We start from the raw sequence: 17,044 nt of genomic DNA on the forward strand, positions 1-17,044 counted from the left end.
AGAGGCTAGTCCTTCGCGGGAACCAGACCCTCGGCACGCGCACGGTCGGCGGTCATCTCGTTCTCTTCAATCTCTCCAGAGAACTTCTGCTCGGAAGAATTCGCACCGTCCTCGTTATAATCCACATCAGTAGCCGGCAGCTTTATATTCTTCATGTCATTCGGTGCGGTCAGGATGGTTTTCTCACCATCACGGTTAAGGTCGACCGACACCGGCTCGTCATCAATCTTGCCGTTGCGATTGAAGTCGATAGCCTCCCAGGCGGGAGCTCCCCTATAGTACAGGCCGTAGGCATTGCGACCAAAGCCGGTCTTCTCGTCCAGCTTGTTCTCGTCCAGGTCCTTGTAGACGCGGGTCGAGTAGCCGAAGTACTTCGTGCCGTCCGGGCGTTCTATGCCCCTAAGCTGGTAACGGTAGTTCATGATGCTCATGTAGTTCGGCTTGTAGTTCACATCCTCGGTACCACCGTGACGCAAGCCGAGGTTGTGGCCAAGCTCGTGCACGAAGGTCGCCACGCGAACATCGGAAGTTGCGGACTTGCCCCAGAAGCGCGGACCCACAGTCACGACGAACCCTAGACCGCCTATGTAACCCAGTCCTGAGGACCCGTATTCATCGTGGGCGTCACCCCAAATCATGTAGTGGAAGGCAGGTCCACGGTCCGGGTCCATATTAGCCCTTCGGATCTCGTACCACTTCTCCATGGTGCTATCCAGTTGCTGGTAGGGGACTTCGTTACCACCGCCGAGGTTGTACTTGGCGCTGCGGGCGTTACCGGCATCCAGGTGAAGGTTGATACCGGTGGTTCCGTTGGGGTTGCGAATCGGCATATTCGCGAAGATTTCGGTGATGCGGTCGAGCTCTTCTTCGCTAGCAAGCAGACCGGGCATGTAGTCCATCTCGACAAAGAGGTCCTTCTTCAAGGGGTTGGCGCCCATGCCTGGGTAGTCAATCTCCAGTTTGCCGTCACGGTTGCCGTCATACCCCCTCATCTCCAAAATATTACCGATTCCGTCGCCATCAATATCGGGGTTATACGCCTGCGCTGCGGGGACAGCAACCAAGCTGAGCACAAGCATCGCCGCCGAGGCGAGCGCGGTACGTGCCGCGCGGGTAGAAAATGAGAAAGCCATTTGTATCTCTTCTCGTATTCGGTCGCATAAATGCGCGCGAGGACCCTCGTGATTATATGTTTGCCGGAGGCAGCGTTGAGTGAATTATTGGATCATTGGGCACAGTCTATGCGGAGAGTGTATATATGTGCGCTGCGGTGAGGCATCCCATACAAACATGGTGGTACAGGATGCCGCTTAAAAGAACAGCGGGTCATTGCGCCCTCACGAGGTTTTGACACCTCAGGGCAACAATAATCCGCATCATCATACACAGAGTGCATCTAGATTTTCCCGGTATAACACCATTTTTCAGGTTTATGCACCAAATATGACGTAAAACCGTTCTGATAAGCCTCTATTTAGTGTTTTCTGCCTCAGTGTTCCGTGCAGCGTTCTGTGCGGCACCCTTCGCCTCGGAGGTCTTCATGGAGGCATAGAACAGGCACACGACCGCGCCCACTGCTGCGGCAACCAGGGGAAGCATCATGGAATCCGCCATTGCCGCCGCGTAGGGTTCACGCAGAATCTGCGGAAGGACGCCGCCTCCAGCACCGCCGTGAGAGCTACCGCCCGCTGCAGCGGCAGGACCCAACGCGGACAGGTGCGAGGTAATCGCAGAAGCCATGATGGTCGTAATCGCAGCCGAACCGAGCACCGACGCCATCTGGCGAGTCTCGTTGTACACGCCCGAACCGGCACCTGCACGCTGCGGCGGCAGGTTACGGGTCGCCGACACCGACAGCGGACCCCAAATGCAGGCATTCGCCGCACCTAGAATAATCATCGGGCCAACCATCAGCCACAGGTTGCCTTCCGCAACCATCGTCGGGCGGAGCAGAGCAAAACCAACAACCATCAGCGTAAAACCAATTACCGCAATCCACTTCGGGTCGTTACGGTTCAGACGCGCACCCACCACCGGCGCCAACACGCCCGAGAACAACGCCATCGGCGCAGTCATCAGCGCAGCCTGGGTCGGGTCCAGGCCCTCAACCTGCTGCAGGTACAGGGTCAGCGGGAACGCCATGCTGATAGCGACCACACCCATAGCGGAAATAGCCACATTCGACACGGAGAAGTTACGGTCACTGAACAGGCTCAGCGGAACCAACGGCTCACGCGGGTTAATAGCCTGCCACCCGATGAACAGGCCCAGCACCAGAATGCCGGCAATAATCAGGCCCCACACGCTCACCGGAACACCGGTGCCCATGAACGAGTCAGTGATGGTGCCCCAGTCGTAGGTGGCGCCTTCCTGAATGCCGAAAACCAGCAGGAACAGACCGACCGCTGAAAGCACCACGCCCAACCAATCGAAGCTGTGCTTCTTCTGCTCGAACACCGGCACATTACGCCACGCCAGGAACAGGCCGGCCAGGCCAACCGGAATGTTGATGAAGAAGATCCAGCCCCAGCCGAGGGTATCCACCAGCACGCCGCCCAGAATCGGGCCGATCAGCGAGGCAATACCCGCCGTCGCACCCCAAATGCTCATGGCGACACCGCGCGCATTCGGCGGGAACATGAGCGTAATCAGAGACATGGTCTGCGGGGTCATCAGCGACGCACCCAGGCCCTGCACCACGCGGGCGGTAATCAGCGATTCAACATTCGGCGCCAGACCACACCACAGGGAGGCGAGCGTAAAAATACCCATACCAATCATGTACAGGTTCTTCTGACCAAAGCGGTCACCCATACGACCGGTAATGAGCAGCGGCACCGCATACGCCAGCAGGTAGGCGCTCGTCACCCACATACCCGCCGACAGGGATGCTTCCAGATCCTGCAGCATGTGCGGCAGGGCGATGGTGACGATATTGCCATCCACCAGGATCATGAAGAAGCCAACAACCAGGGACCAGAGAGCAGGCCAGGGCTTGTAGGGTGTCTTCGCCGGGTTACCGACGAGAGGCGCTTTTTTAGGGCGTGAACTCAATGGTCCTCCAGGGGATGGGTTGTATGCGGGTAGATGTCTGTGTCTTCAGCGTTACCGCTGATAAATATCACCCCATCTTACTCCCCTTATGGGTGCAGCTCCGGTTGCTTTAGCCTTATTCAGCTCTTCACGGCGTGTGCGCCCGGCAACCAGGCAGAAGGCACCCGAACCCTCTAGACTGAAGCTATAGAAGCTATCAGAGCGCAGCCACCGGCGCTCACCCCCATCAGACCACCCTCAATGAGACGACCCCGGGAGGACCCATGGGTTTCTTTGATTTCTTCACCAATCGCACCCCGGCAGAACCCGCCGAAATCCGCCTCGTCGCTTTCGTCAGCGGTAAAGTGCAGGGCGTGGGTTTCCGCTGGTGGTGCGCCGGAACCGCCAAGCCCATGGGCCTAACCGGCTACGCCGAGAACCTCGACGACGGACGCGTGAAGGTCGTTGCGGAGGGTACCGCTGCCTCCTGCGCTCGCCTGGTGGATGTGCTGCGCGGTGACGACACCGCCGGGCGCGTGGATGAGGTTCTCGTCGAGTGGGAGGAGCCGAACGGCTCGTTCCGCGGCTTCGGCATCAGGTAGCTAGATTGCGGGGCTTTCTCATGGGCTCGCGCTCAACCCCGTGCACGTTACGTCCAGAGCGCAGTTTAGTTAGCCCAGAGCGCCGCAAATTGCGCGCGGGTCATATCGGCGCGGCGCACCCGATGCTGCACCGGGTGACCGTTCTCATCGGGGCGACCGGAGTTCGGGTCAATATCGTCGTAGATGCCGGTGAAACCCGCTTTAACCGCCACACGTTCGGAGGCCTCGTTACCCGCCAGGGTGGTCCAGCGGACAGTCTCGAGACCCAGCCCGAGCGGGTCGAAAGCGTAGCCGAGGACGGCTCGCAGCGCCTCGGTCATATAGCCCTTGCCGCGCGCCTTCGGGGCGGTGTAATAGCCCAGTTCGGCGCGGGTTCCGGGGCTTTCGGGGGTGCCGTCAGGTAGGCGCAGCTCGATACTCCCCGCGAACACACCGGAGGCGTCAATCGCCCAGCGCTGGATTTGCCCGGCGGCAATTTGACGGGCGGTGGTGAGTAGGGAGTCCTCAGCGTCGGCGCGCGTGTAGTTTAGCGGTACGCGGGTGTAGCGAATCATTTGCGGGTCGCGGCAGGCTTCTACGATGTCGGGGATATCCGCCTCGCGCAGGTGGCGCAGGGTGAGGCGTTCGGTAATGAGTTCGGGCTGGCTGGGCTCTGCATGTTCGCTGTGTTCTGAGAAGTTACTGTGTTCGGGGGTCATGATTCGAGCTTAAACCCTCGGGTTTGTGCGTCGGAAAAGCTTTTGTGAACATCCTAGAATGCTCGGTGATGCAAATCATAGTTAAACACTTCTGTTTTAATGCGTCATCACTTGATTATTATGAATTATTCATAATAAAATAGTTATCGAGCCCGCCCAATGGGCACCACTTAGAACAAGCGCCGCGCAACGAATCCGCGCGGCACGAAGCAGAAAGAAGAACACTATGGCAGTTCTGACCATCGGCGACCAGTTCCCCGCATACGAGCTCACCGGCGTTGTCCCCGGTAAGCTGGCTGACATCGAAGCAACCAAGCCCGAAGACTACTTCACCACCGTCTCCTCCGAGGGTCTGGACGAAGACACCTGGCGCGTCGTCTTCTTCTGGCCGAAGGACTTCACCTTCGTTTGCCCCACCGAGATTGCAGCATTCGGCAAGCTCGCTGACGAGTTCGAGGCACGCGACACCCAGGTGATCGGTGTTTCCGTTGACAACGAGTACACCCACTACGCATGGCGCCGCTCCCACGAAGAGCTCGTGGACCTGCCCATCGTCATGGCATCCGACCTCAAGCGCGAACTGACCGCAGCACTGGGCATCCTGAACAAGGACGGCGTTGCAGACCGCGCAACCTTCATCATCGACCCCCACAACACCATCCAGTCGGTCTCCATTACCGCTGACTCCGTCGGCCGTAACACCGACGAGGTGCTCCGCCAGCTGGACGCACTGCAGTCCGACGAGCTGTGCGCATGCAACTGGAAGAAGGGTGCAGCAACCATCGACGCATTCAAGGAGATGAAGTAATCCATGAGCATCGATAACCTGCGTTCGGCTCTGCCTTCCTACGCGAAGGACATGAACCTCAACCTGTCCTCCCTGCCCCGCATTAGCTCTCTCACCGAGCAGCAGCTCTGGGGCGCAATCCTCGCAACCGCAGCAGCAACCAAGGTTGACTCTGTCGTTGTTGAGATTGCTGCAGAGGCTAAGGAGCACCTGAGCGACACCGCTTACGAGGCTGCTCTGGGTGCTGCATCCATCATGGGCATGAACAACATCTTCTACCGCACCCGTGGCTTCCTGAACGGTGCATACGATGACCAGCGCGCAAACCTGCGTATGCAGATCATCGGTAAGAACGGTGGCATTGAGAAGCTGGACTTCGAAATGTTCGCTCTGGCAGTGTCCGCAGTCAACGGCTGCTCCCACTGCGTTGAGGCTCACGAGCACACCCTGCGTGAAGAGGGCGCAACCAAGGAGCAGGTCAACGACCTGATCCGTATTGCTGCAACCCTCGGTGGCGTGGCACAGGGCATTCAGCTGGCTGAGGCACTGGGCTAAACCCACTAAGCGTTAGAGCTTACACAGAAGCGGCGCATCCACCCCTTTACGGGTCGGATGCGCCGCTTTTATGTGCGCGTCAAGCCCCGCAACGTGTTGGGCGGCAGCTTCCTAACTCCTCCGATTTGGCGCTATACAATGCCTGTATGCGGTACTGTATTTTGGGCTCCACCAGCCCCCTTCCCAGCGTGGAAGAACTCACTGAGCTTTACGATTCTGTCGGCTGGAGCGCCTATACCAAAACGCCCGAACGCCTCCTCCCGATGTTGGAAGGGTCGCGGTATCTCTACACCGCACGAGAGACAACGCCTGAAGGAACGGGACGGCTCATCGGGCTAGTACGCGCCGTCGGGGACGGTCACTCTATCGCCTACATTCAGGACCTTTTGGTGCATCCGCACGCCCAGCGTCAGGGCGTTGGTTCTGCGCTTCTAAAGCGTGTCATTGATGACTTTGACCGAGAAGACATTCGACAGCGACTCATTACTACCGACGTTGCGAGTGAACACGCCATTGCGCTCTACAAACGCTACGGTTACGCCCCCGTAGAGGCGGCAGGATGCATCACCCTTGCATACTATCGATAAGGCAATATCGCATGCGGCTTGATACGGATTGACTCGTTCAAGCTGGCTGAGACGCTGGGCTAAACCCACTAAGCGTCAGAGCTTACACAGAAGCGGCGCATCCTTCCCTTTTCGGGTCGGATGCGCCGCTTTGTTGTACCTGCTTTTGTTTCAGCTGGTCGCCGAGCCAGTGCGCAGGGCGGTATCCCAGCTACTCGCCAGGCGCGTCGCCGCGGCAACCAGAGCCACCAGATCCTCGGCGTACACCGGGGTCGAGCGCACGCCCGCACACCAGTCAATCGTACCCAAACCCAGCCAGGGCTTACCGGGGAAGAACTCGCGCCGCAGCGCCACACGGCGCTTACCCAGGGCGCGGCGGCCGGGCACGTACCCGCCGCGACTGATGAACAGCGTCTCGCGACCCTCGGACTCCACTAGAGCCTCCAGTGCCCTCAGCGCAGGAACCCAGCTCGGCTCCTCCACGCTCGCCAGGTCGGCCAGTTCGGGATACTCGCTCTCGTGCTCCGCCACGCTCACACCTAGGATGTACTGGTAGCGCACCTGCCCGAGCTCCTGCGGCAGGCCGCGGTCGGCGGTCTGAATCGTGCCGCACAGGTGCCGCGCGACCGGCTCACCCTCGACGTTCACGCCGGCCAGGGGCTCGCCGTCCCGGTAGATTGCGGGGCCGTCCAGGTAGAGCCCCACCGCGCCGGTACCCGTGATGTTGGGGCGCACCGACCAGCCGGGAAGCGCCTCCTCCAGACGGGGTACAATCCCCTGCAGGACCCCGAAAACTTCGCCGCGAGATACCGCCACAGCGGCTCCTTTCACCTTACGCAGATTTCGTCTAGTCCCAGCTTAGCGAGCGTTCCGGCTACGCGAAGGCAACCACACCATGAGCGCCGACAGCGCCGTGCCGGCAAGCATCATCACCGCCATGGACTCCACCGCGTTCAGGGGGCTCAACGCCAGCAGTAGCGAAGAAATGATGCCGCTACCGTACTGGAAAGAACCCAGCGCAAAAACAATCATGACAGAACATTGGGGGTGGAGATTCACTCATTCTACGCCCATCTTTTAGCGCGTCCACAAGCTTCTCCGTTACGTCTCAGAGCTCGTCATGAGCACCTTTCAACTAGGAGCAGAGGCGGCGGCGGGTCTACAATAAATCGGTGCCATTTCAGGTACGCGCACAGGCAGACAGAGCCGGATGCGGTGATAACGTCGTCACCCGACCCCCCCCGTTGCGCGCGCCTCCCCCTACCGGCACCCGTAGCACACGCATCACGTACGCAGGAGAACGCCCATGCACGAGCTCTTTGACCCAGATCAGGTATTCCGCATCGTCGACATTGCCGCCGTTGTTGCTAACGGCCTGCTCGGCGGTGCTGTGGCGCGCGCCTTCCGATTCGACATCGTGGGCTTCCTGCTGCTCGCGGTCGCCTGCGGCATGGGCGGTGGTATGATCCGTGACATCCTGCTGAACTCTGGTCTGCCCGTGGCGCTCACCGACGGCGGCTACTGGGTGGGTGCTATCGGCTCCTCGATTCTGGCGTACAGTATCGATTTGAGTGCCCGCTGGGCGACCCGAACCATGCTCATCATTGACTTCATCGGTATGGGCGCGTGGGCGGCAACCGGCACCATTAAGTCCCTGAACTTGGGCCTGCACTGGCTGCCCGCTATTGCACTGGGTGTGACCACCGCGGTCGGTGGCGGCGTTATCCGTGACATTATGGTCAACCGCATTCCGGCGATTTTTGGCGGTAACTCCCTGTATGCGACAGTCGCGTTTGTGGGTGCCACCGAGACCGCCCTCGTGACGGGCCTGCTCCACCGCCCGAACCTTGCGATGGCACTGTCTATTTTCTTGTGTCTGGTGTTTGGTGTGCTCTCCCATATGAAGAATTGGCAGCTGCCGACTACCCCGGCTGAGCTGCGTGTGCCTCGCCCGCGTCTCTTCACTTTTGGTAAGCAGGAGGACCGTGCCGTTGCTAATGAGGGCTGGGCCCCTGGTGCTCCGCTCACTGAACAGCTTGAGGTGATTAATGCTGAGCAACTGGAGGAGTACCGCCGCTCTAAGGGTCTTTCAGAGTAAAAACCAATATATGCTGAATATAGAATATGGGATGGTTTCCGCTCGTCAGATGATTATCTGACCGGCAGAAGCCAGCCCATATTTACTATGTGCAGTACGGCTAAATCGTGTACTCGGTGCTGTCGTACACCGTCAAGAACTTACGGATACGCTCATCATCCGAAGCAAAGAAACCGGTCGGCTCCCCGTTATAACGCAGGGTACCGTTCTCCAGGAACACGATACGATCCGCAACCTTCTTCGCAAACGCCATATTGTGCGTCACGATGACCAGGGAGCGGCCCTCCTTCGCCAGCTGCATGAGCACGCGGATCACCTCCGCCTCCAGCTCGGGATCCAGCGCACTCGTCGGCTCATCAAAGAGCAGGTAGGAGGGTTCCAACGCCAAGGCGCGGGCAATCGCCACACGCTGCTGCTGACCACCAGAGAGAGCGTCCGGGTAGGAATCTACCTTGTCGGCAAGACCCACCTTCGCCAGCAGCTCGCGGGCACGCTCCTGCGCTTGCTGAGCGTTCAGGGTGCCGTTGAGGGTCGGGGCGAGCGCCACGTTCTTCAACGCCGTGTAGTTCGGAAACAGGTTGAACTGCTGGAACACCATCGCCGAACGGGAACGAATATCACGCACCTGCGCGTCGGTGAGCTTCTGACTGTAGTCCACCTGCGCGTCGTCAATGGTGAGCGTGCCGGACTGCGGGGTTTCCAGCAGGTTCAGGCAGCGCAGCAGAGTGGACTTACCGCTACCGGACGGGCCCAGAATAACCGTGGTCTCGCCGTCGGGGATGTCCAGGCTGATGTTCTTGAGCACCTGCGTATCGCCGAAGCTCTTCGACAGGGAATCAACGCTAAGCATTGTTGCTCCTTACGTAACGGTTGCTGTACTTCTCCAGCGCAGACTGCGCGGCGGTCAGCAGAGTGAAAATCACCAGGTAAATGATGGCGACCTCGGAGTACATTGCCAGCGGCTCGAAGGTGCGTGAAGCAATCTGCTTACCGGTCTGGAACAGGTCAACCATTGAAATAACCGACACCAGCGAGGTGCCCTTAATCAGGTCGATGAAGTTGTTACCCAGGTTCGGCAGCGCGATGCGCACCGCCTGCGGAATGACCACGTGGCGCAGGGTCTGCATGCGGGTGAAGTTCAGGGTTGCCGCCGCCTCAAACTGGCCGCGCGGAATGGCCGCCACCGCGGAGCGGAACGTCTCCGCCACGTACGCGCCGGTGTGCAGGCTCATCGTGATGATTGCGGCACTCCACACATCCAGAGCGATACCGACCTTCGGCAGGCCGTAGAAGACGATGAACAGCTGAACCAGCAGCGGGGTGCCGCGGAAGACCCAGATATACAGCCAGGCCAGCCAGTTCACCGGTGCAAAGCGGCTCGTGCGCGCGCCGGCGGAGATGATGCCCACCAGCAGCGCCAGCGCGAAGGAGATGAGCGATAGCGGAATGGTCACTGCCACCGTCGAGGTCAGCAGCTGCGGCAGTGATTCTGCCCAGAGGTTGAGGTAGCGTTCCATGCGCGGAACTCAGCTCCTTATGAGAGTGTTAGTTCTTCGGGGAGAGGTCTTCGCCCACGTACTTCTCGTAAATCGCCTTGATGTCACCGTTCTCCAGGTGCTTCTTCAGCGACTCGTCGATAGCGTTACGCAGGGCGTCCTGGCCCTTAGGCAGCAGGATGGAGGAGTTGCTACCGGTGCCCAGGTCACCGGAGAGCAGGCGCAGGTTAGCGTCCGGGTGCTCTTTGAAGTACTCAGCGAAGGACACGGAGTCGTTCGCGGTCATCTCTGCACGGCCCGAGAGGACCTGCTCGATAGCCTCATCGAAACCGGAAACAACCACGATCGAGGCACCCTTCGCCTCCACCATCTTGCGGAAGTTCGAGGTTTCGGACTGCGCCGAGGAGTGGCCGGAAATCTCGCTCACGTTCTGCAGGGAAGAATCCTTCTTCACGGCGACCTTCGGCTCGGAGTACAGGTAGGGTACGGAGAAGTCGTACTTCTGCTTACGCTCGTCGGTTGCAGAAACGTTGTTGATGACGATGTCGTAGCGGTCAGCGTCCACGCCGGCAATCAGGGAATCCCAGGGGGTTTCGGTGAACTCTGCGGTCACGCCCAGGTCCTTAGCGACCAGGTCGATGATTTCCTTCTCGAAACCGACCAGGGTGCCGTTCGAGTCGTGGAAGGAGAAGGGGCGGTAGGTGCCCTCCAGGCCCACACGGATCTTGCCGGCAGACTTAATAGCCTCCAGCTTGTTGGTGCTGGATGCGGTGCTGCTGGACGAACCGCACGCTGCGAGCAGTGCAGCCAGGCCGGTGAATGCGGAGCCTGCGAGGACGGTGCGGCGGTTAATCATTGCGGACATAGTGTTCTTCTTTCGTGTGGTGGTTGATGCTCTTGTAGTTGCGGGTTGTCACCCTGCGGTAACCCGGGGCATCGTGCGGTGTGCCCCTCTCTGCGGGTGCAACGCTGGCTATCGTACAGCTATTCCCGGTGGGAAAGAATTCAACGTAATATTCCGTCACAATCTGCAAGAGAGGAAAACCCGGCGGTCGGTACGCGTGTGTGCTGAGTACCGGCCGCCGGGCTCCACACTAGGATACCGGCTCAGCACCCCAGAACATAAGGGTAGGTTTACCTTAAAGCTGAACTGCCCTCCACTAGGGGCGATGCTGCGCCCTCAATCTCGCCCAAACACGCCGGATGCCCTGTCGGGCGCTACACCCGGCACTACACCGAGCATAGAAGGAGGGGCGCACCCGGGACTCACCCCGGGTACGCCCCCTCCCTCAGTCCCGTGAGAACGCCAGCGTCATAATGCGAGGCCAGCGGCAGGAATGGCCATCACGTTAAAAATCTTCCGTGATCCCACCCCGATACTGTAACTTTCATCCTGCTCCACTAAAGCTTTTATCGCTTTCCACGCTTCCCGCTGACGACGGGTGTTTCCCTGCAAAAGAGCAACGTTAGCGAAGCTGACCAACATACCTTTCGGGTCCGCCTCGCGGAGGTCCTTAGCAAAAATTTTGGGCTTTGCAGAGGTATCAGTCGTCGGCATCATCCAGAGGCGAGAACCATGAGCTACACGGTTTCTCAGAGTGGTCAGAGACTTTAGACGGCCCTCAAAGTGCTTATGGTTCACTCCCATACGCTCTGCTGTCTTTTTGTAGAGCAGCAGCTTTTCAGCGTCTCCGGACTCGGGGATAGTTCCTGAAGCATAACTTTGGACCACGGCATGGGAGAGAAGCCCTAATGAAAACGAATCGACAACAGACCACAGGGGAAGCTCTTTTTGCATCATCTCTCGAAGCTCCTCAACGTCTTCCCAGTCATCCAAGTTTTCAGAGGGGTTTTTAGAGGAACTTTTTCCGCAGGATTTCCACCACTCCTCAATACGCTCGCGAACATACGGTTCACGGTATCGCAGGATATGCCGCATCATATCTTTGATGAGCGCATCTACTGGTCTGTCCTGATTCATGCAGATATATGCATTCGGGTTGAGGTACTCATGGGGGCTACGATAAGTGCAGAATACGTCCACCCATGCAGCTCGAATCGCTTGTTCGCTCTGCCTCATGTACCCGTACAGGAGGGAAGAGACCTTCACATCCATGCGCACAAGATTTAAAACATCCGAGATGCCTGAGTTTTCGGGTAGAAGCCCCTCGCTCTTGTATTTGTTGTAATTACGAAAGTATCCCAGAAGGTAGTGGAAATTAGAGCATGCAAGCATGTCTCGGTCATCATCGCTCAGGGTCGTTCCCTGAGGAAAATACCTCTTAGCAACAAGGTATTCCTTCTGGTCCTCTATTGAAGGCAGAAATACGCACGATTCCTTGGGCAAAACCACTGCTCTCCTTACTCGGTTCGCCGTAGAACCGAACATAAAAAAGGACCCCCTCGAGATGCGCTTGAATCAGAGGCGGAGGGGGGACTGTTACTACAACAATAACATTGGAGCTACACGCTCTCAAGGAATCTGGGCGTTTTCCCTGGTCATCTTATGGTTGCTTATATCACTGCGTCAGCATCAAAGAAGGAGGGGCGTACCCGGGAATCACCCCGGGTACGCCCCTTCCATTCAAACGCTAACGAGCGCCTGATTTTTTGTAATTACAAGCCGCAGCGGCTTACACAGCACAGGCTGCTTACTTCGACAGCACCTGACGCTTCGAAGAAATCACGCCCGTGTTGAAACCAGCCAGGTGCAGGCCACCGTGGAAACGCGCATGCTCAATCTTCACGCACTTATCCATCACCACGTTCAGGCCAGCAGCCTCACCAATCGCGGCAGCCTCCTCGCTCCAGGAGCCCAGCTGCATCCACACGGTCTTAGCGCCCAGGTCCACAGCCTCCTGAACCACGCCCGGCAGGTCCTCATTACGGCGGAAAATCTCCACCAGATCCGGAACCTCCGGCAGGTCCTGCAGCGACGGGTACACCGGCTGACCCAGCACAAGCTTGCCCTTCGCCGCCAGAATCGGGTTCACAAAATACAGCTTGTACGGCGACGCCGACTGCAGGTACGTTGCCACAAAGTACGAGGCACGCGAAATCTTATCGCTCATACCCACAATCGCGATCGTGCGGGTATTACGCAGAATGTTCAGGCGCTCAGGGGCGGAAGGACCCACCCAGGTACGCTTCTCAGTCATTACTTTTCCTCCTGAGTGGTAGTAGGCAGGGAGCAGGATGCGCCAGCAGCAGCCTCAGCGGCGGCAGCGTCCTCGGCGGCCTTAGCGGCGGCGACCGCCTCCTCAGCCTCCACAACCTTGTCTGCGCTGGACTCGCCCACACGCTCACCGGCGTGGTTCAGGCCGGTTGCGTAGGTCAGCGCCTGATCCAGATCCCAAATGATGTCTTCAACGTCTTCCAGACCCACGGAAATGCGGATCAGGTCCTCACCAACACCGCCAGCAGCCAGCTGCTCAGCGGTCAGCTGCTGGTGCGTGGTCGAACCCGGGTGCAGAACCAGGGTGCGGGCGTCACCGATGTTCGCCAGGTGGCTTGCCAGCTGCAGGGCACCGATGAACTCGCCGCCAACCAGGCGGCCGGAAGCCTTCTCGGTCGCCTTCACACCGAAGGAGAACACAGAACCGACGCCCAGCGGCAGCAGCTTCTTCGCACGCTCGTGGTGCGGGTGGTCTTCCAAGCCAGCGTAGTTCACGTAGGCGATACGCTGATCCTCAACCAGCCAGGCGACAACCTGCTTAGCGTTCGCCAGGTGCGCATCCATGCGCTGCGGCAGGGTCTCAACACCCTGCAGCAGGTTGAACGCGGACTGCGGGCTCAGCGACGGACCGAAGTCACGCAGCTGCTCAGAACGCAGCTTGGTCAGGAAACCGAACTCACCGAAGTTACCCCACCAGGACACGCCGTTGTAGGAGGGAACCGGCTCGGTCATGGACGGGAAGTTGCCGTTACCCCAGTTGAAACGACCGGACTCGACGACGATACCGCCGAGGGTGGTGCCGTGACCGCCCAGGAACTTGGTGACCGAGTGAATGACGATGTCCGCGCCGTGCTCGATGGGGCGGATCAGGTAGGGGGTGGACAGGGTTGCGTCCACGACCAGGGGGATGCCCGCCTCGTGTGCGACCTCTGCGAGGCCTTCCAGGTCGGCAACCTCACCGGAGGGGTTCGCCACGATCTCGGTGTAGATCGCCTTGGTGTTCTCGGTCAGTGCCGCCTTGTAGTCGGCGGGGTCGGTGCCGGGCACGAAGGTGGTCTCAATGCCGAAGCGGCGCAGGGACACGTCCAGCTGGGTGACGGTGCCGCCGTACAGCTGGGAAGATGCCACAATGTGGTCGCCCTGCTGGCACAGAGCCGCGAAGGTAATGAACTCGGCAGCCATGCCGGAGGCGGTCGCTACCGCACCGATGCCGCCTTCGAGGGAGGCGATGCGCTCCTCCAGCGCGGCGACGGTCGGGTTGGACAGGCGCGAGTAGATATTGCCGTACTTCTGCAGGGAGAAGAGGTTCGCGGCGTCGTCAGCGTCTTTGAAGACGAAGGAGGAAGTCTGGTAGATAGGGACCGCGCGGGCACCGTGTTCAGCGTCGGGGGTGCCGCCCGCGTGTAGTGCGCGGGTGCGGAAGCCGAAAGTGTGTTCAGCCATTGGTTTGCTCCTGGTGTATCTGCCCGCCTGTGTGCGGGGAGTCGATAGTGGCTCGACTTTATACTGTGCCACCGGCGGCGGGGTGCACCAAGTGCGGGTACCTATATGTCGTTTATTGCGGATTATGACGGGCTGGATTTCGCTGGGGGCTACTGCGTGGTTCTGTGACTGAGGGGCTGAAGTTGCACACTTCAGCCCCTCGACGGCTATACGTTATTCTGACTTCTTAGTAGCCTCTTTCTTATACCCCCCTCTAGTGAGATCAGGAAGATGCTCTCCATATCGGCGTTGCTTACTAATTAGACGGTTCCTTAAAGTTGTAGTATTAGCACCTAGCTGCGCCCCAACCCATGAGATAATAATAATCTTCAACATTTCAATTGATTCAAGAACATTGTCATAATTAATTTCTTCATCCCCATAGTGCTTCACGGAATTATAGGAATTATTGATTTTATCAGCCCACTCTGGAAGGAAATATACCACTTTCCCTTCCCGACCCCCCTCACCCTTCTTAACGTAGGGTAAAATTCCTTTAGGAATCTGATTAATAATATTCTGCAAAGCATCTTTAAGATAAGCTCTACCACCGTCTTCAAATGATTTTTCAGGGTAATCTCGAGCAATATATCGCCCAAGTGCTTCAACACCTGAACATAGGTTGAAGAGTTCATTTTCAACTGTCCCACTCTCCCACCTAATAGTAGACAGAATCGGATTTAGTGCACGAGGATATTTTTCAGAAATCTCAAGCCACTTTCTGACCCCATCAGGTTCAATGTCATTGTATGTGAATATAAATTCTTTATTATCAACATCAATATTTTTAGTCGTCTCCCACCGCTCTGAAATAACATTCCTCCACGCGATAGCATCCAAGTCTCCCCTGTCGTTATCACGAGAGACTGCAATCGAGACAAACTTATGAACACTCCATGAAGAAATCATCAGTAAGTCTCTAATAGCATCATGCTCTTTCATACCTTTAGTAAACGGAATGATTTCATCACGGTACGACTCTAGAACATCGTGAGATTCATACACAACTTTAGTTGAAGAGCTATTAGGAACAACTGTAAAGTCGGATTTAAATTTCAGTCCCCTCGACTCATCAATTAAAATCTCACCAGCGGATGAAGCTTTTGTCTCAACCGACTTCACACGATACAAGCCATCCACTTGCTCGCATACAGGTCGCGTTTTTATAGTATTCATCTGAAACCACTGCGAGAGGTTTTCAATTTCCGTCCGATATCCATTAAAAGAATTCGTATTATACGCGCGGGAAGAAAAAACTGCCGCCTCCACCGAAATCTTCTGCAGAATCCCACCAAGACTCTGAAAGACTGATATGAATTTCTTTTTGAACCCAGAATCCCTACATCCAATTAGGAGAACCATGCCATGATTATCAATAAAATACATATTTCCAGGAACTTCATACTGATATTCTGTTCGCTCTGGGTCATCATCAAAGACAATCCCTTCAGTCCCCCAACGAGCTGCAGGATTTGAAGAGCGCCAGCCTTCCACTGGAATAAGGGCCTGGACTCGATGTCCCTCGCGCACTAGAGTAGCGGGAATTCCTGCCCCTTCTTCGACCTTATCAGGGTATAACCACCCCACTCTAACCTGGCCAATCTCAAGAGTATTATCAGACATTTGCAACCTCCCCTTTCTAAAGAAGATTAATAACCAACAAAATTAGATATAGAATTTTTATGCAAGAATTATCTATCCCAAGCCGGGTCATATCAGCCGTCATAACAGAAGTTGTTATGACGGTTGTTATGATGCGCGGTCAATGAGACCGACAGGAATGCCCGGTTTTAGCCTGCAATTCCGGGGTTTTCAAGGTTCAAGGTGCGAGGAAAATATCGCATCATAACAACATCATCGCAAGATCATAACAGCATCATGACAAGACTTGTCATGATGCTGTTATGACGTTGCGAAGAATAAATTCACAACATTCCTGCATAAAGTTGTACCGCTAATTTTTAGCCGCAAGCCCACTCAAAGACGACCTGCGAGAAATCACGGGCGGCAAGCGCCTCCGGGGTAATCAGCCAGTTCGCCGAACCGGCATCACCCCACATGATCTCAATCTCCTCGTCTTCGTTCTCCTCATTCTCCGATTCGGAGACGATGGTCAGCAGGTTCACCGTGTGGCCGCGTAGCTCCTTGAACTCTTCACGCGGGTCATTCTGCACGAAGAACGGGTATCCGCCCACGTGGGAGTACTCTTCCTCCGATTCGAAAGGCTCCGTCAGCTCGTAGAGGGCTTCGCGGCGAGGCTGGTTCTTGTACGGGTTCTCGTGCGCTTCGGGCAATTTCTCGTCCGGGTAGGTTTCATCCCACTTCGCGCCAAAAACATCGTAGTAGTCGTAGCCGGAGGCGGTCACGCCCTGCTCGCGTACCTCAAAGGTCATGCCGTACTCAATTTCAAGCGGGCCGCTCTCACAGTCGAAACCACCAATGGGCCAACCGCCTTCGTCCCAGTCCACGTTCGGGAACGGGGCATCCGGGTTCGGCTCACCCAGCGTCTCGTAGTAGACCACGCGGTGGTTCTTCTGCGAGAGCGGGTTCTC

The 17,044-nt window shown here is 57.3% G+C and carries 18 protein-coding genes; 5 read left to right on the forward strand and 13 right to left on the reverse strand.

The annotated features are described in order from the left end of the window. Positions 1-5: 5 nt before the first annotated feature. Positions 6-1,133, reverse strand: a complete 1,128-nt coding sequence (locus tag HMPREF2712_RS00515) for a zinc-dependent metalloprotease family protein (protein WP_070615475.1) — start codon at positions 1,131-1,133, stop codon at positions 6-8. A gap of 337 nt (positions 1,134-1,470) precedes the next feature. Next, complete coding sequence (locus HMPREF2712_RS00520; RefSeq protein ID WP_070818983.1) at positions 1,471-3,054, reverse strand: DHA2 family efflux MFS transporter permease subunit; 1,584 nt, start codon at positions 3,052-3,054, stop codon at positions 1,471-1,473. Between the two features lie 263 nt (positions 3,055-3,317). Between HMPREF2712_RS00520 and HMPREF2712_RS00525 the strand changes: the two genes are divergently transcribed. Further along, on the forward strand, positions 3,318-3,635 hold the full coding sequence (locus HMPREF2712_RS00525; protein ID WP_070615466.1) for an acylphosphatase: 318 nt from the start codon (positions 3,318-3,320) through the stop codon (positions 3,633-3,635). A 65-nt stretch (positions 3,636-3,700) separates the two neighbouring features. Here the strand turns inward: HMPREF2712_RS00525 and HMPREF2712_RS00530 are convergent, their stop codons facing one another. Further along, positions 3,701-4,333 (reverse strand): GNAT family N-acetyltransferase, encoded by a 633-nt coding sequence (locus HMPREF2712_RS00530; RefSeq protein ID WP_070818984.1) that lies wholly within the window; start codon positions 4,331-4,333, stop codon positions 3,701-3,703. Between the two features lie 226 nt (positions 4,334-4,559). Between HMPREF2712_RS00530 and HMPREF2712_RS00535 the strand changes: the two genes are divergently transcribed. From HMPREF2712_RS00535 to HMPREF2712_RS00545, 3 genes are all read left to right on the forward strand, one after another. After that, the gene (locus tag HMPREF2712_RS00535; protein WP_005509190.1) at positions 4,560-5,141 is read left to right on the forward strand and encodes a peroxiredoxin; all 582 of its coding nucleotides are present in this window, start codon (positions 4,560-4,562) and stop codon (positions 5,139-5,141) included. Positions 5,142-5,144: 3 nt separating this feature from the next. Then, complete coding sequence (locus HMPREF2712_RS00540; protein WP_005507263.1) at positions 5,145-5,675, forward strand: alkylhydroperoxidase, AhpD family; 531 nt, start codon at positions 5,145-5,147, stop codon at positions 5,673-5,675. A gap of 188 nt (positions 5,676-5,863) precedes the next feature. Continuing rightward, positions 5,864-6,262, forward strand: coding sequence for a GNAT family N-acetyltransferase (locus tag HMPREF2712_RS00545; RefSeq protein WP_246828642.1), 399 nt, complete (start codon positions 5,864-5,866; stop codon positions 6,260-6,262). 150 nt (positions 6,263-6,412) lie between these two features. Here the strand turns inward: HMPREF2712_RS00545 and HMPREF2712_RS00550 are convergent, their stop codons facing one another. Both HMPREF2712_RS00550 and HMPREF2712_RS09040 read right to left on the reverse strand, forming a co-directional pair. Then, a complete protein-coding gene (locus HMPREF2712_RS00550; RefSeq protein WP_070818986.1) occupies positions 6,413-7,057 on the reverse strand; it encodes an L-alanine-DL-glutamate epimerase in 645 nt (214 codons plus the stop codon). Positions 7,058-7,099: 42 nt separating this feature from the next. Next, on the reverse strand, positions 7,100-7,273 hold the full coding sequence (locus tag HMPREF2712_RS09040) for a hypothetical protein (protein ID WP_168167383.1): 174 nt from the start codon (positions 7,271-7,273) through the stop codon (positions 7,100-7,102). A gap of 274 nt (positions 7,274-7,547) precedes the next feature. On the opposite strand from HMPREF2712_RS09040, the gene HMPREF2712_RS00555 reads away from it, so the two are divergent. Continuing rightward, positions 7,548-8,339 (forward strand): trimeric intracellular cation channel family protein, encoded by a 792-nt coding sequence (locus tag HMPREF2712_RS00555; RefSeq protein WP_070615454.1) that lies wholly within the window; start codon positions 7,548-7,550, stop codon positions 8,337-8,339. Positions 8,340-8,439: 100 nt separating this feature from the next. Here the strand turns inward: HMPREF2712_RS00555 and HMPREF2712_RS00560 are convergent, their stop codons facing one another. From HMPREF2712_RS00560 to HMPREF2712_RS00595, 8 genes are all read right to left on the reverse strand, one after another. Further along, complete coding sequence (locus tag HMPREF2712_RS00560) at positions 8,440-9,189, reverse strand: amino acid ABC transporter ATP-binding protein (protein ID WP_005507268.1); 750 nt, start codon at positions 9,187-9,189, stop codon at positions 8,440-8,442. Next, on the reverse strand, positions 9,182-9,856 hold the full coding sequence (locus HMPREF2712_RS00565; protein ID WP_049346553.1) for an amino acid ABC transporter permease: 675 nt from the start codon (positions 9,854-9,856) through the stop codon (positions 9,182-9,184). The genes HMPREF2712_RS00560 and HMPREF2712_RS00565 overlap by 8 nt, the downstream gene beginning before the upstream one ends. A gap of 28 nt (positions 9,857-9,884) precedes the next feature. After that, positions 9,885-10,700: a transporter substrate-binding domain-containing protein gene (locus HMPREF2712_RS00570; protein WP_070634270.1), complete on the reverse strand. Its 816-nt coding sequence runs from the start codon at positions 10,698-10,700 to the stop codon at positions 9,885-9,887. A 447-nt stretch (positions 10,701-11,147) separates the two neighbouring features. Beyond that, positions 11,148-12,188 (reverse strand): Abi family protein, encoded by a 1,041-nt coding sequence (locus tag HMPREF2712_RS00575; RefSeq protein ID WP_070818987.1) that lies wholly within the window; start codon positions 12,186-12,188, stop codon positions 11,148-11,150. A 298-nt stretch (positions 12,189-12,486) separates the two neighbouring features. Beyond that, positions 12,487-12,993, reverse strand: coding sequence for a CoA-binding protein (locus tag HMPREF2712_RS00580; protein WP_005509183.1), 507 nt, complete (start codon positions 12,991-12,993; stop codon positions 12,487-12,489). After that, entirely contained in the window at positions 12,993-14,453 is a 1,461-nt protein-coding gene (locus HMPREF2712_RS00585; protein ID WP_005509182.1) for an O-acetylhomoserine aminocarboxypropyltransferase/cysteine synthase family protein, read from the reverse strand. The genes HMPREF2712_RS00580 and HMPREF2712_RS00585 overlap by 1 nt, the downstream gene beginning before the upstream one ends. Before the next feature lie 213 nt (positions 14,454-14,666). Next, a complete protein-coding gene (locus HMPREF2712_RS00590) occupies positions 14,667-16,115 on the reverse strand; it encodes an ApeA N-terminal domain 1-containing protein (RefSeq protein WP_141762551.1) in 1,449 nt (482 codons plus the stop codon). A gap of 338 nt (positions 16,116-16,453) precedes the next feature. Further along, a partial coding sequence (locus HMPREF2712_RS00595) for a DUF1963 domain-containing protein (RefSeq protein ID WP_141762554.1) occupies positions 16,454-17,044 on the reverse strand: 591 nt, incomplete at its 5' end.

Origin of the sequence: Rothia sp. HMSC064F07 (assembly GCF_001837265.1) — a bacterium.
Taxonomy (GTDB): Bacteria; Actinomycetota; Actinomycetes; order Actinomycetales; family Micrococcaceae; genus Rothia; species Rothia mucilaginosa.